This is a genomic window from Lysobacter sp. HA18 (genome assembly GCF_054057595.1).
Genome location: NZ_JBSRZL010000001.1, coordinates 244,332 through 265,898, shown reverse-complemented (window position 1 = coordinate 265,898; position 21,567 = coordinate 244,332). Strand labels below are relative to the sequence as shown.

Annotated in this window: 21 protein-coding genes; 10 read left to right on the top strand and 11 right to left on the bottom strand. The window is 67.3% G+C overall.

The window, feature by feature from the left end; translation table 11 throughout:
* Nucleotides 1-12 precede the first annotated feature (12 nt).
* A complete protein-coding gene (locus ACVWWW_RS01255) occupies nucleotides 13-234 on the top strand; it encodes a hypothetical protein (protein ID WP_027083600.1) in 222 nt (73 codons plus the stop codon).
* 6 nt (nucleotides 235-240) lie between these two features.
* Here ACVWWW_RS01255 and ACVWWW_RS01250 read toward each other — a convergent pair whose 3' ends face one another.
* Entirely contained in the window at nucleotides 241-414 is a 174-nt protein-coding gene (locus ACVWWW_RS01250; RefSeq protein ID WP_155914374.1) for a hypothetical protein, read from the bottom strand.
* 146 nt (nucleotides 415-560) lie between these two features.
* Nucleotides 561-1,253 (bottom strand): DUF4142 domain-containing protein, encoded by a 693-nt coding sequence (locus ACVWWW_RS01245; protein WP_051235344.1) that lies wholly within the window; start codon nucleotides 1,251-1,253, stop codon nucleotides 561-563.
* A 251-nt stretch (nucleotides 1,254-1,504) separates the two neighbouring features.
* Between ACVWWW_RS01245 and ACVWWW_RS01240 the strand changes: the two genes are divergently transcribed.
* The 5 genes from ACVWWW_RS01240 to ACVWWW_RS01220 all read left to right on the top strand — a co-directional run bounded on the left by ACVWWW_RS01240 (nucleotide 1,505) and on the right by ACVWWW_RS01220 (nucleotide 6,439).
* The gene (locus ACVWWW_RS01240) at nucleotides 1,505-2,677 is read left to right on the top strand and encodes a hypothetical protein (RefSeq protein WP_027083602.1); all 1,173 of its coding nucleotides are present in this window, start codon (nucleotides 1,505-1,507) and stop codon (nucleotides 2,675-2,677) included.
* A gap of 16 nt (nucleotides 2,678-2,693) precedes the next feature.
* The gene (locus ACVWWW_RS01235; protein WP_027083603.1) at nucleotides 2,694-3,425 is read left to right on the top strand and encodes a ferritin-like domain-containing protein; all 732 of its coding nucleotides are present in this window, start codon (nucleotides 2,694-2,696) and stop codon (nucleotides 3,423-3,425) included.
* A gap of 209 nt (nucleotides 3,426-3,634) precedes the next feature.
* On the top strand, nucleotides 3,635-3,802 hold the full coding sequence (locus ACVWWW_RS01230) for a hypothetical protein (protein WP_155914376.1): 168 nt from the start codon (nucleotides 3,635-3,637) through the stop codon (nucleotides 3,800-3,802).
* A 102-nt stretch (nucleotides 3,803-3,904) separates the two neighbouring features.
* Nucleotides 3,905-5,836 carry an alpha/beta hydrolase family protein gene (locus tag ACVWWW_RS01225; protein ID WP_051235347.1) on the top strand — a complete coding sequence of 644 codons (1,932 nt, stop codon included), beginning with the start codon at nucleotides 3,905-3,907 and terminating at the stop codon, nucleotides 5,834-5,836.
* Nucleotides 5,837-5,902: 66 nt separating this feature from the next.
* Nucleotides 5,903-6,439 (top strand): hemerythrin domain-containing protein, encoded by a 537-nt coding sequence (locus tag ACVWWW_RS01220; RefSeq protein ID WP_081672186.1) that lies wholly within the window; start codon nucleotides 5,903-5,905, stop codon nucleotides 6,437-6,439.
* Between the two features lie 66 nt (nucleotides 6,440-6,505).
* Here ACVWWW_RS01220 and ACVWWW_RS01215 read toward each other — a convergent pair whose 3' ends face one another.
* A complete protein-coding gene (locus tag ACVWWW_RS01215; protein WP_027083604.1) occupies nucleotides 6,506-7,204 on the bottom strand; it encodes a response regulator in 699 nt (232 codons plus the stop codon).
* Nucleotides 7,201-8,610: an ATP-binding protein gene (locus ACVWWW_RS01210; protein ID WP_196804387.1), complete on the bottom strand. Its 1,410-nt coding sequence runs from the start codon at nucleotides 8,608-8,610 to the stop codon at nucleotides 7,201-7,203. Before ACVWWW_RS01210 ends, ACVWWW_RS01215 begins: the two co-directional genes overlap by 4 nt.
* A gap of 162 nt (nucleotides 8,611-8,772) precedes the next feature.
* Here ACVWWW_RS01210 and ACVWWW_RS01205 point away from each other — a divergent pair, with 162 nt between their 5' ends.
* Complete coding sequence (locus ACVWWW_RS01205) at nucleotides 8,773-10,671, top strand: potassium transporter Kup (protein ID WP_027083606.1); 1,899 nt, start codon at nucleotides 8,773-8,775, stop codon at nucleotides 10,669-10,671.
* A gap of 4 nt (nucleotides 10,672-10,675) precedes the next feature.
* Here the strand turns inward: ACVWWW_RS01205 and mnmG are convergent, their stop codons facing one another.
* Nucleotides 10,676-12,565, bottom strand: coding sequence for a tRNA uridine-5-carboxymethylaminomethyl(34) synthesis enzyme MnmG (mnmG, locus tag ACVWWW_RS01200; RefSeq protein WP_027083607.1), 1,890 nt, complete (start codon nucleotides 12,563-12,565; stop codon nucleotides 10,676-10,678).
* 534 nt (nucleotides 12,566-13,099) lie between these two features.
* A complete protein-coding gene (locus ACVWWW_RS01195; RefSeq protein WP_051235351.1) occupies nucleotides 13,100-13,690 on the bottom strand; it encodes a hypothetical protein in 591 nt (196 codons plus the stop codon).
* Nucleotides 13,691-13,870: 180 nt separating this feature from the next.
* On the opposite strand from ACVWWW_RS01195, the gene ACVWWW_RS01190 reads away from it, so the two are divergent.
* From ACVWWW_RS01190 to ACVWWW_RS01180, 3 genes are all read left to right on the top strand, one after another.
* Nucleotides 13,871-14,818, top strand: coding sequence for a DMT family transporter (locus ACVWWW_RS01190; protein ID WP_036142164.1), 948 nt, complete (start codon nucleotides 13,871-13,873; stop codon nucleotides 14,816-14,818).
* A 66-nt stretch (nucleotides 14,819-14,884) separates the two neighbouring features.
* Nucleotides 14,885-15,829, top strand: a complete 945-nt coding sequence (locus ACVWWW_RS01185) for a pyridoxal-phosphate dependent enzyme (protein WP_027083609.1) — start codon at nucleotides 14,885-14,887, stop codon at nucleotides 15,827-15,829.
* The gene (locus tag ACVWWW_RS01180; RefSeq protein WP_456998616.1) at nucleotides 15,826-17,355 is read left to right on the top strand and encodes an ArnT family glycosyltransferase; all 1,530 of its coding nucleotides are present in this window, start codon (nucleotides 15,826-15,828) and stop codon (nucleotides 17,353-17,355) included. Before ACVWWW_RS01185 ends, ACVWWW_RS01180 begins: the two co-directional genes overlap by 4 nt.
* On the opposite strand, the gene ACVWWW_RS01175 is transcribed toward ACVWWW_RS01180, so the two are convergent.
* The 5 genes from ACVWWW_RS01175 to bioF are packed head-to-tail and all read right to left on the bottom strand — an operon-like array spanning nucleotide 17,327 to nucleotide 21,566.
* Nucleotides 17,327-18,268 carry a multidrug resistance efflux transporter family protein gene (locus ACVWWW_RS01175; RefSeq protein ID WP_081672189.1) on the bottom strand — a complete coding sequence of 314 codons (942 nt, stop codon included), beginning with the start codon at nucleotides 18,266-18,268 and terminating at the stop codon, nucleotides 17,327-17,329. The two genes, ACVWWW_RS01180 and ACVWWW_RS01175, sit on opposite strands and share 29 nt — an antisense overlap.
* Nucleotides 18,265-19,179 carry a malonyl-ACP O-methyltransferase BioC gene (gene bioC / locus ACVWWW_RS01170; protein WP_027083611.1) on the bottom strand — a complete coding sequence of 305 codons (915 nt, stop codon included), beginning with the start codon at nucleotides 19,177-19,179 and terminating at the stop codon, nucleotides 18,265-18,267. Before bioC ends, ACVWWW_RS01175 begins: the two co-directional genes overlap by 4 nt.
* Complete coding sequence (bioH, locus tag ACVWWW_RS01165) at nucleotides 19,176-19,982, bottom strand: pimeloyl-ACP methyl ester esterase BioH (RefSeq protein ID WP_051235353.1); 807 nt, start codon at nucleotides 19,980-19,982, stop codon at nucleotides 19,176-19,178. Before bioH ends, bioC begins: the two co-directional genes overlap by 4 nt.
* Nucleotide 19,983: 1 nt before the next feature.
* Nucleotides 19,984-20,379 (bottom strand): ACT domain-containing protein, encoded by a 396-nt coding sequence (locus ACVWWW_RS01160; RefSeq protein ID WP_027083612.1) that lies wholly within the window; start codon nucleotides 20,377-20,379, stop codon nucleotides 19,984-19,986.
* Nucleotides 20,376-21,566, bottom strand: a complete 1,191-nt coding sequence (gene bioF, locus ACVWWW_RS01155; protein ID WP_027083613.1) for an 8-amino-7-oxononanoate synthase — start codon at nucleotides 21,564-21,566, stop codon at nucleotides 20,376-20,378. Before bioF ends, ACVWWW_RS01160 begins: the two co-directional genes overlap by 4 nt.
* Nucleotide 21,567: the final 1 nt, after the last annotated feature.

The following is a 21,567-nucleotide window of genomic DNA, read 5'->3' as shown; positions in this document are numbered from 1 at the left end:
CGGAGTACGGCGATGACCAAGTTGCATGGCGACGATCCGAACGACGAGGAAGTGCGCTTCGAGCGCGGCGAGCTGCGTAAACCTGATGATCGCCACGACCAGCCCGGCCAGGGCGCGGTGCTGACGCCGCCGAACGACGGCCACGAGCGCGACTTGCGCCGGGATCCGCTCGCCGAGCCACGCACCGAAACCGCACCCGAAGGCACGCCGCGCGCGGACGGCGGAAACGGCTAGACGTTTTTACGGCGACTGACGCGTATCGTCGGATGCGCGTCCGCTGTTGCGTCCACTTTCGACGTCGCGGTCGGCCGCGTCGTGCAGGCGCTCGCCGCGATCCTTCTCGTTCGATGTGCGTTCGTCGTCGCCGGCGTTCGATGCGGGCGACGCGTGATCGGATGATGGTGAACGCGTCATGGCGGAGTCCTCTGCGAGCCGTGTCAGCGTCGCCGGTGCGCCGTAAACCTGCGTGATGCCTGAGCGCATTCAGCAACGAAATTCATGTGACCTAACGAAAAAGACCCGCGCCGAAGCGCGGGTCCTGTTGATTGCCGTGCGATGGATCAGGCGCCGGCGGGCGTGGTCGAACCACCCTGCTTGGCCTGCAGGGCCTTGGCCTTGTCCAGATGCTGCTGCACGTGATCGCGCGTCATCTGCAGGTGCTTCTTGACGGCGTCGTCGGTGGCGGCCGGGATCAGCATCGTGTCGAGCTTGTTCAACGCGTCCTGGTGGTCGGTGACCATCGCGTCGATGTAGGCCTTCGCGTATGCATCGCCGTCGAGCGCGGCGAGCTGCTGCGTCTCGGCGTCACCCTTGCTCTTCATGTCGGTGATCGCCGGCGTGTCGGCAGGTGCGCCACCGTTCTTGTCGAGCAGCTTCTTGGTGTCCGACATGTTCTTGCCGTGCTCGGTCTGCATCTGGTTCGCATACGCGAGCACGTCGCCGGTGACCTTCTTGCTCTTCGCCTGCTCGGCCGTCTTGATCTCGTGATCGTTGACGACGTTGAGCAGGGCGAGCGCTTCGCCCTGGCTCGGCGGCGTGGCCGGCGGCGTAGCAGCGGTATCGGCGGGCGGCGTTGCGGTCGGCGTGCCGGCAGCGGTGGTGCCGCTGTTGGTGGCGTCGTTCGCTGCCGTGTCGGTCGTCGGCGCCGGCGTGTTGTTGGTGCCACCGGCGGTATCGGCGTTGCGATTGCACGCGGTGGTCGCGAGCATCACCAGCGCGGCGGCTGCGAGTGCGAGAGGGGTTTTGGCGTTCATGCGGACGTCTCCATTCGTGGGGATGCTGCGACGTAGCGGTTCGGAGCATGGACCCGTGTGTGGGCCGGACGGCGACGCTACCCCCGTTCAGGGCGACGGCTCGTGAAGGCATGGCCGCTGCGCACCACCGCACGAATTGCACGCCGACGGGCGGTCGCTTCGAAGGCGTTCGCACGACATGCATGCGATTCGCACGCTGGCACGCTCATTGCGATGGATGCGGCACCACCATCCATCAGGAGTGCGTTGCGATGGCATTGAGCCTCAACGACATCAAGGGCTGTCCGATCGACCGGCAGCGATTCACCTGGCGCGAGCTTGTGCAGACGCCGATCAGCAAACTCGACGACGACGCATTTACGCGCGTGCGCATCATCCTCATGAACGGGCTTGAGCTGGAAGCCAATCGCTTCTCGCACATGTGCGCGCGCATGAATCGCGATCTGCGACTGCCGCTCGCGAAGATCCGTCGCGTCGAGCAGCACCAGGCGACCATGATCAACTGGCTGATCGGTGCGGATCATTCGCCACTGGAAACCACCATCGCGTACGAGCAGGTAGCGATCGAAGTCACTGCGGCGGTCGCGCAGCGCGAGCCGGACGAGTATCTCGCGCAGACCTATCGCTTCGGTCTACTCGAAGACTTCGACCATATGTATCGCTACAGCGCGATGCTCGACCGGCTGGAAGGCAAGGACGCGAACAACATCCTGCAGTGCTACACCGACATCCTTCCCGGCCGCCCGACCATCGTCGAACACCGCGACCCGGAAGATGACCTGCGCACGCCGATAGATGCGAAGACCGCGCATCCGCTGTCGAAGCTGCATGCGCTGACGATCATGGCCAGCGAGCAGCAGACCCACAACTACTACATGAATGTCGGGCCGCTGTTCACCGACCCGGTCGCCCGCTTGCTCTACGCGGAGATCGCATCGATCGAGGAACAGCACGTCACCCAGTACGAATCGATCATCGACCCCGACCAGACGTGGATGGAGCAGTGGCTCATGCACGAGCTGATGGAGGTCTACAACTACTACGGCTGCGTACAGCAGGAAACCAACCCGCGCATCAAGGCGATCTGGGAACGCTTCCTCGACTACGAGATGGGCCAGCTGCAGGCGGTGATGGAACTGTTCAAGCAGGTGGCGCGTCGTGATCCGGCCGAATTGCTCGGCGAATCGCTGCCGGATCCGATTCCATTCGCCAGCCAGCGCGACTACGTGCGCGACGTGCTGACCCGCGAGGTCGACTACCGCGTCATCGGCGCCGAATACCAGCAGGACGGAACGGAGAGCGAAGCGTCCATCGCCTATCGCGAGCACATGAATTCGCAGGGCTCGCCGACCGAAGCCGTGGCCGAAGGCTACGTCTACCGCCCGGGCACCGAACTCGCCGCGCCGTTGTCGCGCGCCGCCTGACGATCGAGGACTCCACATGCAACCCGATATCACGCTTGGAAAGAACCGCACCGGCATCAAGGCTTCGCCCATCGACGCGGGCGAACTGCGCGAGATGCAGAACTATCAGCTGGACGTCGGCCGCCCGCCGATCAGCGCCGATGAACTTCGCGCCGAGTACGTGACCGACGGTGAAAGCGTCGGCTCGGTGCCGCCGCCGACGTCGGTGAAAGGTGTCGTCGGCGCTGCGGCGCAAGCGCTCACCGGCCATCGCATGCACGTGCTGCTCGACAAGCTCGGCGAGCGCGCTGCGTTCGAGCGCAGCGGCGTGCGCCTGTACGACGCGGCGCTGCGCAAGGCGGCACTGGTCGATCGCCTGCCGGGCGACATGAGCATCAACGCGCTACAGGAAATCCGCGACGACGAGGCCTCGCACTTCGCACTGCTCGCGCAGTCGATCGAGCGGCTCGGTGGCGACAGCACGGTGCAGACGCCGTGCGCCGATATCACCGGCGTACAGGGCATGGGCCTGCTGCAGGCGATCAACGATCCGCGCACGACATTCGCGCAGGCGCTCGAGGTGCTGCTGGCGGCCGAACTCATCGACAACGCATCGTGGGAACTGCTGATCGAACTGCTCGACGGCTTCGGCCAGGACGAACTCGTCACCGAGTTCCGCAATGCACTCGCCAACGAACAGCGGCATGAAGCGCGCGTGCGCAGCTGGCTTGCGGAGGAGCTCGAAGTCATTGCGCATGTGCGGCACTGACGCAGTATCCACATCGTTTAACGCTTCAGCACTGCTGCTCGTCGTGACGCGGCGACGACCTGAATTGCACGCGACGCTAACCGTGATTCCGGTCAACTGTACGCAACAAACGACGAACGCAACGACGCGAGGACGCCGAGGGCGGCGCCACTGAAATGCTAAAGGGCCGGCACCGACCGGCCCATCTAATCCCCCACAGGAGCAGACCAATGAGCCAGAACAACCAGAACAACGAACAGCGCCGCGAAGGCCAGAACAACCAGAACAACAACAACGAGCAGCGCCGCGAAGGCAGCTCGCAGCAGAACAACGAGCAGCGCCGCGAAGGTGGCTCGCAGCAGAACAACAACGAGCAGAACCGCGACCAGCGCCGCTAAGCATGACCACGACGGCCGCTTCCCGCGGCCGTCAGCGTCTACCCGCGCCCTGGCTATCGCCGGGGCGTTCTTTTTTATCCATCCCGAGATTTGCCACTGCGTATGCGACCCGTTACGCCCGACGACATCTATCGCCATCGCCATCTGCAGGACCTGAGCGGAACCCCGAACTCGACGCGCGCCGTCGTCGTCATGTCGCGTGCCAAACGCAGCGGCGGTTATCGATCGACGGCGTGGCTGCTCGATACCCAACACGATGGCGGCCGCAGTACGAAGCGGCTGACCGCGCCCGAGTTCGACGCGCGGTCCATTGTTGTGTCGCACGATGGCACGCGCGCGGCGTTCGTCAGCCAGCGCGATCCGAAGAAGGGTTCGCAGATCTACGTCATCGAATTTGAAGGCGGCGAAGCCAGCGCGCTTACCGATACCAAGGATTCGATATCGAGCGTTCTCGCGTGGTCTAAGGATCAGAAACGGCTGCTCGCACTGCAGAGCGTGCAGTGGAAAGAAGACGAGCGCGACGACCCGAAGGCGAAGGACCGTCCGATCGTCGTGCGCTACCTGCCCTACAAGCTTGATGGATCCGGCACCAAGGTTGGTTCGCGTACGCGGCTGGTGTCCGTCGATGCGGAAAGCGGCGAGATCACGCCGCTGGTCGAGGGTGACTTCGACGTGTCGGATGCCGCGTGGTCACCGGACGGCAAGCATCTCGCCTACTCGCGCAAGCGCGAGGGCATGCAGCGTCACCAGAGCGATCTGTGGCTGGCCGATGGCGAAGGAGCCGATGCGCATCGCATCGTCACCGATCTCTATTCGATCAGCGGCCTGAAGTTCTCCCCCGACGGCCGCCGCATCGCGTTCGGTGCCGGCCGCATCGAAGGCGAGTCGCTGGTGCAGCTCTACATCCACGACATCGAAAGCGGTCGTCGCGACTGTCCTAAGGGCGATGAGTTGCAGCTCGAAGGCGCGTCCATCGTCTGGCATCCCGATGGCGATCGCATCGCGACCATCGCATCGCGCCGCGGCATGTTCGAGATCGCGGTGCTGCATGTCGACAGCGGTGAGCTCACCTCCGTCGCGCGACGCCTGCGGCATGTCACCGCGCTGTCCGACAGCGGCGACGGTCTGGTGTTCGTGGCGGCGTCGATACGACAGCTCGACGAGACCTACCGCGTCGACTGGGACGGTGGCAACGAACGTCGCCTGACCTCGTTCAACCGCGGCTGGTTCTCCAAGCGGCTGCGTCCGCGCGTGCGCAAGCGCTGGTTCGACGTGCCGGATGCGAAGGGCGGCACCGAGCGTGTCGAAGCGTGGGTCATGCTGCCGCCGAAGGGCGACGGCCCGTTCCCTGCGTTGCTCGAGTTCCACGGCGGGCCGGAGAGCGTGACGCTGCTCGACTTCGCGAGCCACGTGTACTGGTACCCGCTGCTGGCGAAGGGTTACGCGGTGATCGCGCCGAACCCCGTGGGCTCGGGCAGTTACAGCCCGGAGTTCGCACGCAGGCTGTGCGGCCACTGGGGCGAGTACGACATGCCGCAGGTCGAAGCCATCATCGACACCTTGCGCAACGAAGGCACGATCAACGACGCGCTCGGCTGTTACGGCAAGTCGTACGGCGGTTACCTGAGTGCGTGGGCGGCAACGACGACGGAACGCTTCAAGGCCGCGGTCGTGAGTGCACCGGTTGCGAACCTGCAATCGCACGGCGGCAACTCGGACACCGGGTATTACGTCACGCCGTATGCGATGAACGCCAATCTCTTCGAAGCCCACGATCGTTATGCGCGGCTGTCGCCGATCGACCATGTCACCGATACGAGCGCGGCGATGCTGATGCTCAACGGGCAGGACGACCAGCGTTGTCCGGTCGGACAATCGGAGGAGATGTTCGCGAACCTGATACGCGCGGGACACGAGAACTGCATGATGGTCGTGTACCCCGGCGGCACGCATTCGCTGGCCGGCAGCGGCAAACCATCACACCGCGTCGACTATCACGAACGCGTGGTGGAGTGGATCGTCAAGCACGTCTGACGCTGGCCTCACAGGGCCGCTGGCATCGTCGCAGGCCTACCTCTCCTCCACCGACCGGGTGACCGCATGAATGCCATCGAACTCCTCAAGGCCGACCACGAGAAGGTGCGTGGCCTTCTGTCCCAGTTGACCGACACCACCAAGCGCGCCGAGAAGACCCGCACGCAGCTCCTGGAGCAGATCCGCCTCGAGCTGGACGTGCACACGCAGATCGAAGAAGAAATCTTCTACCCGGCGTTCAAGGAAGCGGTCGGCGAAGGCGACGACGAAGCCACCGTGTTCGAGGCGCTCGAGGAACATCGCGCCGCCGGTGAACTCGTGCTGCCCGACCTGCTCGCCACCGACGTCACCAGCGATCGTTTCAGCGGTCGCGCGAAGGTGCTGAAGGAGCTCATCGAGCACCACGCCAAGGAAGAAGAGACCGACATGTTCAAGACGGCGCGCCAGGTGCTGAGCCGCGAGCAGCTCGACGAACTCGGCACGCAGATGGCCGCGCGCAAGAAGGAACTGATGCAGATGGGCGCCGAGCAGATTGAACTGATCAAGAAGCAGCAGGGTCAGGTCGGTTCCGAGCAGTCGCCGCCGCGCGCTTCGCTGCAGTAACTGTTTCGCGATATCGATGTACAGCGCCCGCCTTATGGCGGGCGTTTTCGTTTGTGCCGATTGCGATCAGCCGCGCCCGAGAAAACGCAGGCCGACGCCGGGTTCGGTCGCGATCCAGCGCGGATGCGTGGCGTCGTCGCCGAGCTTCTGTCGCAGCTTGCCGACAAGAATGCGCAGGTAGTGCGTGTCGTCCTGATGCGTCGGGCCCCACACCTCGCGCAGCAATTGCGGCTGGGTCACCACGCGGCCGGCATGGCGCACCAGCAGTGAGAGCAGCACGTATTCCTTGCGGGTCAGTGCGAGCGCGCGGCCCTGCATGGTCACTTCGCGTCGCAGTGGATCGACGCGCAGTTCGCCGTCGTCGTACACCGCGGGCTCCCCATCGACCGTCGCCTGCGTGCGACGCAATGCACGCAGCCGCGCCATCAGTTCGCGAATGCCGAACGGCTTGGTGACGTAGTCATTGGCGCCGGCGTCGAGCACCGCGACTTTCTCGTCCTCGTCGCTGCGCGCGGTCAGCACCATCACCGGCACGCTCGACCACTGCCGCAGTTCGCGCAGTGCATCGATGCCATCGCGATCGGGCAGGCCGAGATCGAGGATGACGAGGTCGGCGCCTTCGGTGGCGAGTTGCGCGAGGCCTTCGTCCGCGGTCGCCGCCGCCATCACGACGTAACCCTGCGTGCGCAGCGAGATGTCGAGGAAGCGACGGATCTGCGGCTCGTCGTCGATCACGAGTACGCGCGCGGGCGGGGTGTCGATCATGCGGCGTCGCCCGCTGGCAGCGTGATGCGTACGCAGGCGCCGCCGTCCGCGGCGGGTTCGATCGCGATCGTGCCTTCGTGCGCGAGCACGATCGCGCGCGCGATCGCGAGGCCGAGCCCCGTGCCAGACGGCCCGCGATCGCCGCGTTCGATGCGATGGAACATCTCGAACACGCGCTCGCGTTCGGCTTCGGGAATGCCGGGGCCGTGGTCGCGGATGGCGATGTCGAATGAGTTGTCGTTGCGACGTAGGTCGACCTCGACGGTGTTGCGGTCGCCACCGAACTTCAGCGCATTGTCGATCACGTTGTAGAGCGCCTGCTCGATCAACACGCCCTGCACGAACACGGGCGGCAACGACGGCTCGGTGTCAACGTCCACGCGCGCATGCGGACGGTGCCGCTGCACGCGTGCGATCGCGGCGCCGATGAGTTCGTCGAGTCCGAACCAGTCGCGCACTGGCTCGACGCCGTGCCCGAGCCGCGTCATGTCGAGTAGGTTCTGGATGTAGCGATCCAGCCGCAGGCCTTCCTCGCGCACGGTGGCCAGCAGTGCGCCGCGGTCGTCGTCGGCCATGTCGTCGCCCCAGGCTTCGAGCGTTTCGGCGGCGCCGATGATGGACGCCAGCGGCGTGCGCAAGTCGTGCGATACGGACGCGAGCAGCCCGCTGCGCAGACGCTCGGTTTCCGCGGCGACACGTTGCGCTTCGAGTTCGGCGACGAGCCGGGTGCGCAGCAATGCCTGCGTGATGTCGTCGGCCATCGCGCGGGCGACGTCGCGTTCGCCCGGCTCCAGTCGCGGCAGGCCGTCGGGCAGTTTCAGGCCAAGCGTACCGAGCACGCGGTCGGGCGTGCGCAGCGGCAGCATCCACCAGCCCTGGTCTTCGACGGACTCGTGACGCGCATGACCATCGAGACGCAGCCATGCTTCGGCATCGAGCGCGTGCCGGAAACCATCATGCGCGGCGCGCACCACGTCCGATTCGTCGGCCGCGACGGCGAGCTGGTGTCCGAGTGCCTGTCGCGCCGCACCATGGCGTTGCGCTTCGGCCATCGCCTCGATCTGTTCCGATAGTCGCGTCGCCAGGCGTGCGGCGAGCAGCGCCGCGGCGAGGAACGCCAGCACCGTGGCCACGCTGTGCGAAGCGCCGATGTAGAGCGTGTAGCGCGGCTCGATGAAGAAGAAGTTGTAGGCGAGGAAACACAGCACCGCGGTGAGCGCCGCGGGACCGGTGCGCGTACGCGAGGCGACCACCAGAACCGCGAGCATGAAGACCAGCGAGAGATCGTTGACGCCGAGCCAGCGCTGCAGCAGCTGCGCAGTCAACACCGCGGCCACGCTGCCGGCCACCGCAAGCAGGTAGGCGGTGATGGGGCGTTGCGGGCGTGCGAGGGCGGGCGGGCTCACGTCGGTCGGTCTCGGGCTTGCGTCATTGTCGCTGCGCCGCCGCACTGCGCGCAGTGATACGGCCGAATTTATGCGGAATTTACGCGCCGGTGCGGGCATCGGCCTTTCGGCTTTACGCGGCCCGGGCAGACACTGCGCGCCCCGCTCATCGTGGAGCGCCTCGTGCGCATCGATACCCCGTCTGCTCCGGCCCATGCACCGCAGGGACGCTTCGGCACGCTCGCGCTCGGCGCGCTCGGCGTCGTGTTCGGCGACATCGGCACCAGCCCGCTGTACACGATCAAGGAAGCGTTCCTGCCGCACTACGGCCTGACGCCTGACGCGCCGACCATGCTCGGCCTGCTCTCGCTGGTGTTCTGGTCGCTGATGATCGTGATCACCGCGAAGTACGTCGGCGTGATCATGCGCGCCGACAACGACGGCGAGGGCGGCATCATGGCGCTGTCGGCGCTGGCCGAGCGCACGCTCACGGGCACGCGCGGCATCTACGTGGTCGGCCTGCTCGGCGTGTTCGGCGCGGCGCTGTTCTTCGGCGATGGCGTGCTGACGCCGGCGATCTCGGTGCTGTCGGCGATCGAAGGGCTGGAAGTCGCGGCGCCCGCGCTGTCGCACTGGGTGCTGCCGATCACCATCGCGGTGCTCGTCGTGCTGTTCGCGTCGCAGCGGTTCGGCACCGATGCGGTCGGCAAGGCATTCGGCCCGGTGATCCTCGTGTGGTTCGCCGCGCTCGGTGTCATCGGCATACGCGGCATCGCGCTGCATCCGCAGGTGCTGTCCGCGCTGAATCCGATATGGGCGGTGCGCTTTTTCGGGACGCACGGCGCGCACGGCTTCTTCATCCTCGGCGCGGTGGTGCTGGCCGTCACCGGTGGCGAGGCGTTGTATGCCGACATGGGCCACTTCGGCCGCCGGCCCATCCAGTGGGCATGGACGCTGGTGGTACTGCCGGCGTTGACGCTCAACTACCTCGGCCAGGGCGCGCTGGTGCTTGCGCATCCCAAGGCGATCGATAACCCGTTCTATCTCGGCGTGCCGTCTTGGGCGCTGTATCCGATGATCGCGCTGTCGACGCTCGCGACGGTGATCGCGTCGCAGGCGGTGATCAGTGGCGCGTACTCGGCGGCGCGACAGGCCGTGCAGCTCGGCTACCTTCCGCGACTCAGCATCCGCCATACCTCGCGCGACGCGTACGGCCAGATCTACGTGCCGGCAATCAACTGGATGCTGATGATCGGCACGATCGCGACCGTCATCGGCTTCGGCAGTTCGACCGCGCTCGCGACCGCATACGGCGTGTCGGTGACCGGCACGATGCTGATCACCAGCGTGCTGCTCATCGTCACCACACGCCATCGCACGCCGATATCGCCGCTGCTGTACTGGCCGATGGTGGCGGTATTCGTCGGCGTCGACCTCGCCTTCCTCGGCGCCAACCTCGCCAAGTTCTTCGACGGCGCATGGTTCCCGCTGCTGCTCGGTGTGCTGGTGTTCGCGGTGCTGCGTACGTGGCGTCGTGGTCGCAAGCTGCTGCAGGCCGAAGTGCTAAAGGACGGAATCGCGGTCGAGCAGTTCGTCGATGCGCTGATGCTCGCGCCGCCGTTGCGCGTGCCGGGCACCGCGGTGTTCCTGACGTCGCAGCCGGCGGTGGTGCCGAAGGCGCTGCTGCACAACCTCAAGCACAACCGCGTGCTGCACGAGCACAACGTGCTGCTCACCGTGGAAACCAAGCCGGTGCCGTTCGTTCCTGTGGCGCAACGGCTCGCGATCAAGCCGCTCGGCGACAGCTTCCATCGCGCGACGCTGCGCTTCGGTTTCATGGAAACGCCGGACGTGCCGCTCGCGCTGATGCGCGCAGTGGACTGCAGCACCATCTGCTTCGACCCGATGGACACGACCTACTTCGCCAGTCGCGAAACCGTGGTCGCGACGCCGCGTCGCGGCATGCCGATCTGGCGCGATGCACTGTTCGCCTTCATGCACCGCAACGCCGCGGCGGCGAGCAACTTCTTCCGCATCCCCGGCAATCGCCTGGTCGAGATGGGTGCGCCGGTCGAGATCTGATGCGTCAGGCGACGCGCTCGCGACGTGCGCGCACCAGGTGCACGAGCAGCAACGAAATCGCCGCCGGCGTCATGCCCGGAATGCGCTGCGCCTGCCCGATCGTCTGCGGTCGCACGCGTTCGAGCTTCTGCCGCACTTCGGCCGACAGGCCGCGCACCTGCGCGTAGTCGAAGTCCTGCGCGATCGCGGTGTCCTCATGACGACGCGCGCGTTCGATCTCCTCGCGTTGACGATCGAGGTAGCCCGAATACTTCGCGTCGATCTCCACCTGCTCGGCCACCGCGGCATCGCCCACCGACGGCGCGAGCGACGGCACGCGCATCAGCTTCGCGTAGTCGAGTTCGGGACGGCGCAGCAGGTCGATCGCGTTGGCTTCGCGGGTGATCTCGATGCCGAGCGCGTCGGCGATCTCGCGGCCGAGCGGATTGTTCGGCGCCGCCCAGGTCGAACGCAGGCGCGCGGTCTCGCGGTCAATCGCTTCACGCTTGGTATCGAAACGCTGCCAGCGGTCATCGTCGACCAGGCCGAGATCGCGACCCACCGGCGTGAGTCGCAGGTCCGCATTGTCTTCGCGCAGCTGCAGCCGGTATTCGGCGCGCGAGGTGAACATGCGGTACGGCTCACTGGTGCCGTGCGTGGTGAGGTCGTCGACGAGCACGCCGAGATAGGCCTCGTCGCGGCGCGGACTCCAGCCGTCGACACCGCGCACGAAGCGCGCCGCATTGACGCCCGCGAGCAGGCCCTGCGCCGCAGCTTCCTCGTAACCGGTGGTGCCGTTGATCTGGCCGGCGAAGAACAGGCCGGCGATGGCTTTCGTTTCAAGCGTCGTCTTCAGGCCACGCGGGTCGAAGAAGTCGTATTCGATCGCGTAACCTGCGCGGGTGATGTGCGCGTTCGCGAAGCCGCGGATGCTGCGCACGAGTTCCAGCTGCACGTCGAACGGCAGCGACGTGCTGATGCCATTCGGATAGATCTCGGCGACATCCAACCCTTCGGGCTCGACGAAGATCTGGTGGCTCGCCTTCTCGGCGAAGCGCACCACCTTGTCCTCGATCGACGGGCAGTAGCGCGGGCCGATGCCTTCGATCTGGCCGGTGTAGAGCGGGCTGCGATCCAACGCGCCGCGAATGATCTCGTGCGTGCGTTCGGACGTGTGCGTGATCCAGCACGAGACCTGCGCGGGGTGGTCGGCAGTCGACCCCATGAACGACATCACCGGGCGCGGATCGTCCCCGGGCTGTTCGTCCATTACCGAGTAGTCGAGCGTGCGGCCGTCGATGCGCGGCGGCGTGCCGGTCTTCAGGCGGTCGACCACGAACGGGCCTTCGCGCAGCTTGGCGGCGAGCGTGGTTGCCGGCGGATCACCGGCGCGGCCGGCGGCGTAGGTCGTCGCGCCGATGTGCACCTTGCCGGCGAGGAAGGTGCCGGCGGTTAGCACCACGGCGGGCGCAAAAAAGCGCAGGCCGGTCTGGGTGAGCACCGACTCGACGCGGCCGTCGGCAAAACCGATGTCATCGACCGCGGCCTGGAAGATCGTGAGGTTCGGCTGCGACTCGACGGCGCGACGGATGTAGGCGCGATAGAGCGAGCGATCGGCCTGGCAGCGCGTCGCGCGCACCGCGGGGCCCTTGCTCGCATTGAGGCGACGCCATTGGATGCCGGCGGCGTCGGCCGCACGGGCCATCACCCCACCGAGTGCATCGATCTCCTTGACGAGATGCCCCTTGCCGATGCCGCCGATCGCCGGGTTGCAGCTCATCGCGCCGACCGTCTCGATGGAATGCGTGAGCAGCAGCGTGCGCGCACCGGCGCGCGCGGACGCCAGCGCGGCCTCGGTACCGGCATGGCCACCGCCGACCACGATCACGTCGAACCGGTAGAAGGAGTCGCTCATCGTCTGCCTCGAAATGCCTGCGTATTGTCGCGCAGCCGCGAAGGCGGCGAGTTGCTGAACAGGGATGCGACGCGAACGTCAGCGCATGACCGGCCGGGCCGCGCTTGGCCGCACTGCGTCACATTCGGGCCGGGCCGCCTGAACCGATCGGGTCGCGGAACGTGACAGTTGTCCGATTCCGGACATGCGACCGCGTCTACACGTCGATGGCACGCTTCGTGCACGGATGGTCACTGCACCCAGCGGGGCAGGCGCATGCGTCGGCCGGTATTGGAACAGGGGCTGGCCAAGCGCCCGCGGGGAAGCACGAAGGGCCGGATGTCGGGGGACGTCCGGCCCTTCACCTTTTTCGGGGGATGCGTGCGCCGGTCGACGACCGGGTGCCGGCCCCCGGCGAGGGGCGGAACAGGGGGGATCCGAAGATCCTCGCCGGGGTCCGACATGGCGGAAACGGCGCGGCCGCCCGCGGGGGCGGACGGTGCCCGTTTAGCTTGAGGCCCGTGCGGCGGCATCGCAAGCCGCCGCGGTCACGTTTCAGGGCTCGTTTTCGCTGCCACGACGCGCGCGGCGGATCACGTCGCCGGTCGCCGTTCCATCGCCATCGCGACGGCCGCCCATGCGCGGCACGCCGCCGCCGACATCCGGACGGCTCACCGAGGGCATCTCGGGACGCGGCGCGATCGGCATGACGCCACCACCGCCGCCATCGACCTGTCGACGACGACGCACGATCTCGTCCGGATTGCGCCAGGGGCCGCCGTCGGGGCGATGGCCGTTGTTGTTGTTCGGGTAGTTCGGACGCGGATAGTTCGGATGACTGTTGTGGTACGGGTAGCCGTAGCGCGGATAGCCGTAGTACGGCGAACCGTAATAGGGCGAGCCGTAGTAGCCCGGGTAACCGCCACCGTAGTAGCCGCCCCAGATCGAGAAGCCCGACCGGTACGGCCCGTAGTAGCCCGGATAGCCGAAGCCCGAGTACGGCCAGCCACCTTCGTAGCGGTACTCGACCGACGGCGAGCCGTAGTAGTAGTCGCCGTGGCCGTCGGACCGGTAGTCGTAAGGCATGGCGACGCAGCCCGCGAGCAGCGCGGTGGCGGCGAGCGGAAGAATCAGTTTGCGGATCATGGCGATCACCCCTGTCACTTATTTGGCCAGCTTCGGCCGCTCGCGTTGAACTACCGCTTAACTTTTTCGCCTTGGGCGCGACGCGGCTGAGCGGTTCAGCCGAATGCAGCGGTCCATCCACGACGTTGCCCGCATGCATCGTGCCTGCGAGGATCGCACGCCGCCGTACCGGACACTTCCATGTCGACCCTGCATCGCGCGTCCGGACGAACCCGCCTCGGGCTGATGCTGAGCCTGGTCACCGCGCTGTGCTGGGCGACGTTGCCGGTCGCGCTGAAGGTGACGCTGCAGGTGCTCGATCCGCTCACGCTGACGTGGTTCCGCTTCCTGGTCGCGGCACTGCTCACGCTGGCCTGGCTCGGCGCGCGCGGTCGGCTGGTCGGGCTCGGCGCACTCGGCCGTCGTGGCTGGACGTTGCTCGGCATCGCCGCGGTGATGCTGGTCGGCAACTACGTCTTCTATCTGCTCGGCGTGGGACGCACCTCGCCCGGCAATGCGCAGTTGCTGATCCAGCTCGCGCCGCTGCTGATGGCGGTGGGCGGGATCGTCGTGTTCGGCGAGCGCTTCCGCGCCGCGCAGTGGCTCGGCATGGCGCTGCTCGTCGGTGGACTCGGACTGTTCTTCCGTGACCAACTCGTGCATGTCGACGCGACGCCCGGCCATGGCGACGCACACACCTATCTCGTCGGCTCGCTGCTGGTCATCCTCGGCGCGGTGGTGTGGGCGGTGTACGCACTCGCGCAGAAGCAGTTGCTGGTGAAGCTCGGCTCGATGCAGATCCTCGCTGTGATCTACGTCGCGGCGACGCTGCTGCTGTGGCCGTTCGCCCATCCGAGCCACCTCGCGAACCTCGACGGCGTGCAGTGGATGCTGCTCGCGTACTGCGCGCTCAATACGGTGGTTGCCTATGGCGCGTTCGCCGAAGCGCTCGCGCACTGGGAAGCCTCGCGCGTGTCCGCAGTGCTGGCGATGACGCCGCTGCTCTGCCTCGGCGTGGTCGCCGCGGTGCATTCGCTGTGGCCCGCGATGCTCGCCCCGGAGCCGATGTCGATGGTCGGCTGGATCGGCGCGTTGCTGGTCGTGGCGGGCTCGACGGCGGTGAGCCTGCTCGGCCGCCGCCGGACATGACGCCGCCGTAATGCGTGCGCCGTCGCGCGGCACTACCCTAAGTGCCCCGCTACCGCCGCACTCCGCATGACCGACCTGGTTTTCGACGACGTCCTCGCCGCCGCCGCGCGCATCGCGCCGCATGCGCACGTCACGCCGGTGCTGCGCTCGCGCACGATCGACGAGCTCGCCGGCTGCACGCTGCACTTCAAGGCCGAGCACCTGCAGCGCATCGGCGCCTTCAAGTTCCGCGGCGCGTGCAATGCGGTATGGGCACTGGACGAGGACGAAGCGCGACAGGGCGTCGTCACCCATTCGTCCGGCAACCACGGCGCGGCGCTGGCGCTGGCCGCCAAGAGCCGCGGCATCGCCTGCCATGTGGTCGTGCCGGAAGGTGCGGTGCCGGGCAAGCTCGCCGCCATCGCCGCGTATGGCGCGGTGCTGCATCGCTGCGCGCCGACCATCGCCGCACGCGAGGCGATGTGCGCCGACTTGCAGCAGTCGCTCGGCGCACGACTCGTGCATCCCTACACCGACCCGCTGGTGATCGCCGGCCAGGGCACCGCCGCGCTCGAGCTGCTCGCGACGCATCCGCTCGATGCGATCGTGGTGCCGGTCGGCGGCGGCGGGCTCGCATCGGGCACCGCGCTGGCGATCGCCGGCGCATCGCCGTCGACGAAGTTCTATGTCGCCGAACCCGCGGGCGCAGCGGAAACCGCGGCGTCGCTGCAGCGCGGCGAACGCGTCACTGAATTCACGCCCGACACGATCTGCGATGGCCTGCGCGGCACGCTGGGCGCGATCAACTTCGACCTGCTGCGAGCGCACGGTGCGAAAGCACTGGTGGTCGACGACACCGCGACGCTCGCGGCGATGCGACTGGTGTGGACGCGCATGAAGCAGCTCATCGAACCGTCATCGGCGGTCGCGCTCGCTGCCGTTCTGGCGAATCGGGAGATCTTCGAAGGCCGACGCGTCGGCGTCGTGCTGTCCGGCGGCAACGTCGACATTTCCGCGCTGGTGAACGCATGAACACGATGACCGCCCAGCGCCCGTGGTGGCGACATCCCGCGTTGTGGATCGCGCTGTTCGCGGTCGTCACCGCGTTCGCGTTCCTCGGCATGCGCGGCCTGTGGGATCCCGACGAAGGCCGCTACACGAACGTTGCGCTCAACATGCTCGACAGCGGCGACTGGCTGATCCCGCGCCGCAGCTACGAAGTCGAGCACTGGACCAAGCCGCCGCTCACCTACTGGGCGATCGCGTCGAGCGTCGCCACGTTCGGTAGCAACGCATTCGCCGCGCGCGTGCCGGCCGCGCTGTCGCATGTGCTGTGTGTGTTGCTGGTCGGGCTGATGGGGCGCCGCCTCGCCAAGGGCAACGGCGTTCGTGCGGCACTGGTGTACGCGACGATGATGTTCCCGTTCGGCGCGTCGCAGATGATCACCACCGATTACCTGCTCACGCTGACCGAAACCACGGCGCTGTGGGCCTTCGTCGAAGCGCGCTTCGGGGCGTCGCATCCGAAACGCTGGCTGGTGCTCATGTGGGGCGCGTTCGGATTCGCGTTCCTCACCAAGGGCCCGCCGGGCCTGCTGCCGCTGCTGCCGATCCTGCTGTTCGATCTGCTGACGCGCACCAAGGATCGCCCCGGCGTTTTCCGTCCGGTCGGGCTGTTGTTGTTCGTCGTCATCGCTGCGCCCTGGTACATCGCGGTCACGCAGAAGACCCCCGGACTGATGGGCTATTTCCTCGGTTCGGAAGTGGTCGGACGCGTCGCCACCGACGAGTTCAAGCGCCACGGCGAGTGGTACGGCTGGTTCGTCATCTACGCGCCGACGCTGCTGCTCGGCACATTGCCGTGGTCGCGGCCTCTGTGGCACTGGATGCGCGGTCTGCCCGCGCAGGTGCGCGCATGGCGACGTGACACGTCCACGCGCATCGCCGATGCGCCATGGCTGCTGCCGACGCTGTGGGCGTTGGTGCCGCTGACGATCTTCTGCATCGCGCGGTCGCGCCTGCCGCTCTACATCCTGCCGCTGTTCGCGCCACTCGCGCTGCTGGTGTCGCTGCAGTCGCTGCGCGAAGGTCGCACGCTGCCGCGTGTCGGCGCGATCGTGGTCTGGGGCCTGCTGATGTTCGGGCTGAAATACGCGTCCTGGCATTTCCCCACGCACAAGAACGCCGAGAACTGGGCGCATGAAATCGCGCTGCGCGCCGACGGCCCGATCGAGGAAGTCGTCTTCGTCGAGGACATGGTGCGTTACGGCGTGCACCTGCACCTGGGCCCGCACGTGCAAGTCGAGAAGCTGTCGTTGTATCCGGCCGACGACTCGAAGTTCAATCCGGAATACGACGGCAATGCGCGTCAGGAGCTCACCGAGGACGAAGGCCCGCGCCTGTGGATCTGCCGCGTCGAAGACTGGCCGCGCGTCGCCGCTTTCATGCAGGAACAGGGCGCGGTGGTGAAGCTGCTCGGCACGCCGTACCAAGGCCGCGTGTTCTTCCGCGCGGACAAGCCGGGCGTCGCTAAGAGCGTCGCGTTGCCAGCACGCTGAACAGCGCGATCGCGGCGATCACCACCATCGCGCCGATCGCCGCGATGCCGTGCGGCCAGGCTTCGCCCAGCCACATCGCACCCAGCGCTTCGGCGAACAGGATCTCCGCCGCCTGCATCGCTTCCGCGGCGCCGAGCGCAACGGGATCGCGACGCACCATGCCGGTTGCGCGGAAGAACAGCACGGTCGCGATGACGCCCGCTCCGAGCGCGACGCCGCCGGACAGCATCACCTGCCGCATCGGCGGCGCGCCCGCGTTCGCCGCCGCGTAGATCGCGACGGGAATCCAAAGTGGCAGGCTCGCCAGCGTCATGCCGAACACGCGCTGCGTGGCATCGAGTTCGATGCCTTCGCGCTCGAGGTGCAAGAGCAGCCCGCGATTGCCGAGCGGATACGCCACCGCCGCGAACGCGACGCACGCAATCGAGATCCACGCATCCGCATGCAGGCTGCCGTTCGCCTGCGACGACTGCATCAGCGCGACGCCGATCACCGCGAGCGCACCGCAGGCCAGCGCCGACATCGGCACGCGACGCCGTGCATCGCGATACAGCAGCGGCGCGCACAACATGCCGGCGATCACCGTGAGCTGGAACGTGCCGGCGATCAGCCACGCGGGCCCGCTCGACGCCGCGTACGTCAGGCCGATGTAGAACAGCACAAAGCCGATGCCGCTCCACAGGAACCACGGGGCGGGCTTCGCGCGCATCACGCGCCACAGCGCCGTCCAGCGCCCGCGCATCAGCGGCAGCATCAGCGGTGCCGTCCACGCATAGCGCAGCACCGCGGTCCACGCCCAATGGTCGCCGTCGACCGCGGCGGCGCGGTTCAACACATACGTCGAGGTGAAGAACAGCGCCGACAGCAGCGCAAGGCCGACCGCACTGATCGCGGTGCGTGCGTCGACCTTCACGGACGACGCCGGATCGGAATGCTCGACACCGGTACGCGCACTTCCTCGATACCGCCGTTGCGGATGGGTGCGCCGTGCGCCGGGCCCCAGGCCTGGGCGTAGACGACTTCCCACGTCACCGGCAGGCCATTCGGCTCGCGCATTGCTTCGTACGCCTGCGCCGCACGCGCAAAACGCGCACGTCCCGTGAGCGCGCGACGGCGATCGTGCATCGCATTCGTCGCGCCCAGCGTGCGCAGCTCGCGCATGATCGAGGGGAGGTCGGGTTGCGCGAGGCGGAATACGTCACGATCGAGTACCGGATCGCGGAATCCGGCGGCGATCAACGCATCGCCGAAACGCGCGATGTCGATAAAGGGGCTGACGTGCGGCGCATCGTCGGCATCGGCAAACGCTTCGCGCAGTTCGATCAGCGTCTGCTGCGCGAAGGTCGACACCAGCAGAAGGCCGTCGGGTTTCAGCACGCGACGGAAACCCGCGAACACCGCCGGCAGGTCTTCGACCCATTGCAGGCAGAGATTGGAGAACAGCACGTCGACACTGTTCTCGCGCAGCGGCAGCGCACTCGCATCGGCGCGCAGCACCTGCGGCTTGCCCGAGAAGTCGAGCAGGCCGCGCTTGGCGGACAGGCGACGCTGCGCTTCGTGCGCCATGCCCGGCGCGAGATCGAGCGCCAGCACTTGCGCCTTGGGCCACTTCGCCTGCAGCAACGCCGTGCCGTGCCCGGTGCCGCAGCCGACATCGACGACGAGCTGCGGCATGCGCCCGCCCAGCGCCTTGTCCTCGTAGTACGGCAGCGACTCGGCGAGGCGCGTGCCGACTTCGCGCTGCAATGCAGCGGCTTCGTCGTAATGAGTGGCGGCGCGCGAGAACGCGCGGCCGACCTGGCGGTGGTCGAAGAGATCGGTCATGACGCCGCCGATGCGTTGCCGTGCGCGACGCTCGTCTCCGCGAACAGTGGCGACGCGAACGCATCGATCGCCTGCGCGACTTCGTCGGCCGCGCCGAGGAATGGCGCATGACCGGCGTCGCGGATCACCAGGCTGGTCGCGTTTGGCGCGAGTTCCGCGGCGGCCGGCATCGCACCTGCAGGAACAAGCCGATCGCGACGTCCCGAAATCCACAGGCTGGGCACACGCAGGTTCGCAAGTTCGTCGCGTGCATCGAACGTATCGAGCAGTTCGAGACCGCGCAGCAATGCATCGGGCGCGGGCTCGCCGCGTTCGAATGTATGCGCACGCAGGTCGCGCAGCTCGGTCTGCGCGCTGGTGGAACCCAGCGCTTCGAGCGCGAGGAAGCCGTCGAGCGTGCCGCGGAAATCCTTTGACAGCGCGTCACCGAAATCACGGAACAGCGTCGGCTTGACACCATGCGGCCAGCTTTCGTCGATGACGAAACGCGGCGACGAAGCGAGCATCACCAGCCCACGCACGCGATCAGGATGGTCGAGTGCATTGCGCAGCGCGAACTGCCCACCCAGCGACCAGCCCAGCCACACCGCGTCGGGCACGGCGTCGACCAGCGCGTCCGACAACGCATGCGGATCGAGCGGCTGCGTGCTGTCGCGCGCATGGCCGTGGCCGGGCAGGTCGACGAGATGCAGCGTGTAGCGATCGCGCAGGCGTTCGACCAGCGGCGCAAAAAGGCCGCCGTGCATCGCCCAGCCGTGGATGAGCGCGATCGAGGGCCCGTGGCCCTGGGTTTCGACGTGCATGTCAGCGCGTCCGCAGGCTGCGGATCGCGGCGATCGCATCATCGCGTCGCGCCGTCGGCACCAGGATGTGGTCGTGATAGCGCGCCGCGATGATGTTGCAGGCGATGCCGCGCTCGGCGAGCACGCCCGACACCGCGGCGGTGAGTCCAACGCCATTCAATGCCGAGTGCACCTTCAGCGTCAGCCATGCGGCGACGAAATCCGGCGGCTCGCCCTGCGCACGGCCGAACGCCTCGGGCACTACATACGTGACACCTTCGGCTTCGTTGATGCGCGCTTCGGCGACGGCATCGAAAGCGGCATCGGGTGCGGGGCGCGAAAGCACGACGTACGTGCCCGGACGCACGTCGACGTCGAGCTTGGCGAGAAGGCTGGGGAGGTGGGCTTCGCCGGTCATGCGGATGCGGTGATGATGGTGTCCGCGGCGTCGCGCGCGCGGGCAAGGGCGTCGACGAGCGCGTCGACTTCGGATTCGGTCTGCAGCGCGGTGAGCGTGACGCGCAGTCGCGCGCGGCCTTCGGGCACGGTCGGCGGACGGATCGCGGACACCCAGAAGCCGACGTCCTCGAGCACATGCGACATCGCAAGCGCGATGCGGTCGTCGAACGCCATCACCGCCTGGATCGGCGTGCTCGATGGCAGCACGTCGAGCCCGTTGCGCGCGACGCCGTCGCGGAAGCGTGCGATCAGCGTGTTCAGATGTGCGCGACGGTCGTCGGCCGCACGTGCGATGCGCACCGCAGCCAGCGACGCTGCCGCAAGCGCGGGCGGCAACGCGGTGGAATAGATGTGCCCGCGTGCAGTTTCGGCGAGATGGCCGATGAGGTCCGCGTCACCCGAAACGATCGCGCCGTAGGTGCCGAGCGCCTTGCCGAGCGTGGCGAGTTGCAGCGGCACGTTGTACGTCGAAAGCCCGGCGTCGGCGACGCTGCCGCGGCCTTCCGGTCCGAGCACGCCAATGCCGTGTGCATCGTCGACGTAGAGCAACGCATTGCGGTCTTTCGCGAGCGACGCAAGGTCGCGCAGCGGGGCGACGTCGCCGTCCATGCTGAAAAGGCCATCGGTGGCAATCAGCGCGAGGCCATCGCCTTCGTGCGTGTCGAGCTGGCGCGCGGCGCCTTCGGCGTCGAGATGCGGATAGCGACGCAGCGTCGCGCCGCAAAGTTTCGCGGCGTCGATCAACGACGCATGGTTCAGGCGATCCTGCACGCAGGTGTCGCCGCTGTGCAGCAGCGCCTGCAGCACCGCGAGGTTGGCGACGAAACCGCTGCCGAACAGCAGCGCGGCCGGTTGCTGCAACCAGTCGGCGACTTCGCGCTCCAGCGCGTCGTGCAGCGCGTGGTGACCGCACACGAGTGCGGACGCGGTGCTGCCGACGCCGTCGACGCAGCCGTCGCGCAACGCAGCGATGACGTCGGGATGTTGCGACAGGCCCAGGTAGTCATTGCTGCAGAAGTTCAGCAGTTCGCGACCGTCGACCTCGCAGCGCATGCCGTCGCGACGCGTGACCGTGCGGCGCACGCGACGTCTTGCCGCGGCCTCACGAGCGGCCTTCGCGTCGGCGATGCGCTGCGGCCAGCGCACC

Coding starts and splice junctions, on each gene's coding strand:
- ACVWWW_RS01255 (WP_027083600.1), top strand. CDS start 13: ATGACCAAGTTGCATGGCGACGATCCGAACGACGAGGAAGTGCGCTTC.
- ACVWWW_RS01250 (WP_155914374.1), bottom strand. CDS start 414: ATGACGCGTTCACCATCATCCGATCACGCGTCGCCCGCATCGAACGCC.
- ACVWWW_RS01245 (WP_051235344.1), bottom strand. CDS start 1,253: ATGAACGCCAAAACCCCTCTCGCACTCGCAGCCGCCGCGCTGGTGATG.
- ACVWWW_RS01240 (WP_027083602.1), top strand. CDS start 1,505: ATGGCATTGAGCCTCAACGACATCAAGGGCTGTCCGATCGACCGGCAG.
- ACVWWW_RS01235 (WP_027083603.1), top strand. CDS start 2,694: ATGCAACCCGATATCACGCTTGGAAAGAACCGCACCGGCATCAAGGCT.
- ACVWWW_RS01230 (WP_155914376.1), top strand. CDS start 3,635: ATGAGCCAGAACAACCAGAACAACGAACAGCGCCGCGAAGGCCAGAAC.
- ACVWWW_RS01225 (WP_051235347.1), top strand. CDS start 3,905: ATGCGACCCGTTACGCCCGACGACATCTATCGCCATCGCCATCTGCAG.
- ACVWWW_RS01220 (WP_081672186.1), top strand. CDS start 5,903: ATGAATGCCATCGAACTCCTCAAGGCCGACCACGAGAAGGTGCGTGGC.
- ACVWWW_RS01215 (WP_027083604.1), bottom strand. CDS start 7,204: ATGATCGACACCCCGCCCGCGCGCGTACTCGTGATCGACGACGAGCCG.
- mnmG (WP_027083607.1), bottom strand. CDS start 12,565: ATGAGCGACTCCTTCTACCGGTTCGACGTGATCGTGGTCGGCGGTGGC.
- ACVWWW_RS01195 (WP_051235351.1), bottom strand. CDS start 13,690: ATGATCCGCAAACTGATTCTTCCGCTCGCCGCCACCGCGCTGCTCGCG.
- ACVWWW_RS01190 (WP_036142164.1), top strand. CDS start 13,871: ATGTCGACCCTGCATCGCGCGTCCGGACGAACCCGCCTCGGGCTGATG.
- ACVWWW_RS01185 (WP_027083609.1), top strand. CDS start 14,885: ATGACCGACCTGGTTTTCGACGACGTCCTCGCCGCCGCCGCGCGCATC.
- ACVWWW_RS01180 (WP_456998616.1), top strand. CDS start 15,826: ATGAACACGATGACCGCCCAGCGCCCGTGGTGGCGACATCCCGCGTTG.
- bioC (WP_027083611.1), bottom strand. CDS start 19,179: ATGACCGATCTCTTCGACCACCGCCAGGTCGGCCGCGCGTTCTCGCGC.
- bioH (WP_051235353.1), bottom strand. CDS start 19,982: ATGCACGTCGAAACCCAGGGCCACGGGCCCTCGATCGCGCTCATCCAC.
- ACVWWW_RS01160 (WP_027083612.1), bottom strand. CDS start 20,379: ATGACCGGCGAAGCCCACCTCCCCAGCCTTCTCGCCAAGCTCGACGTC.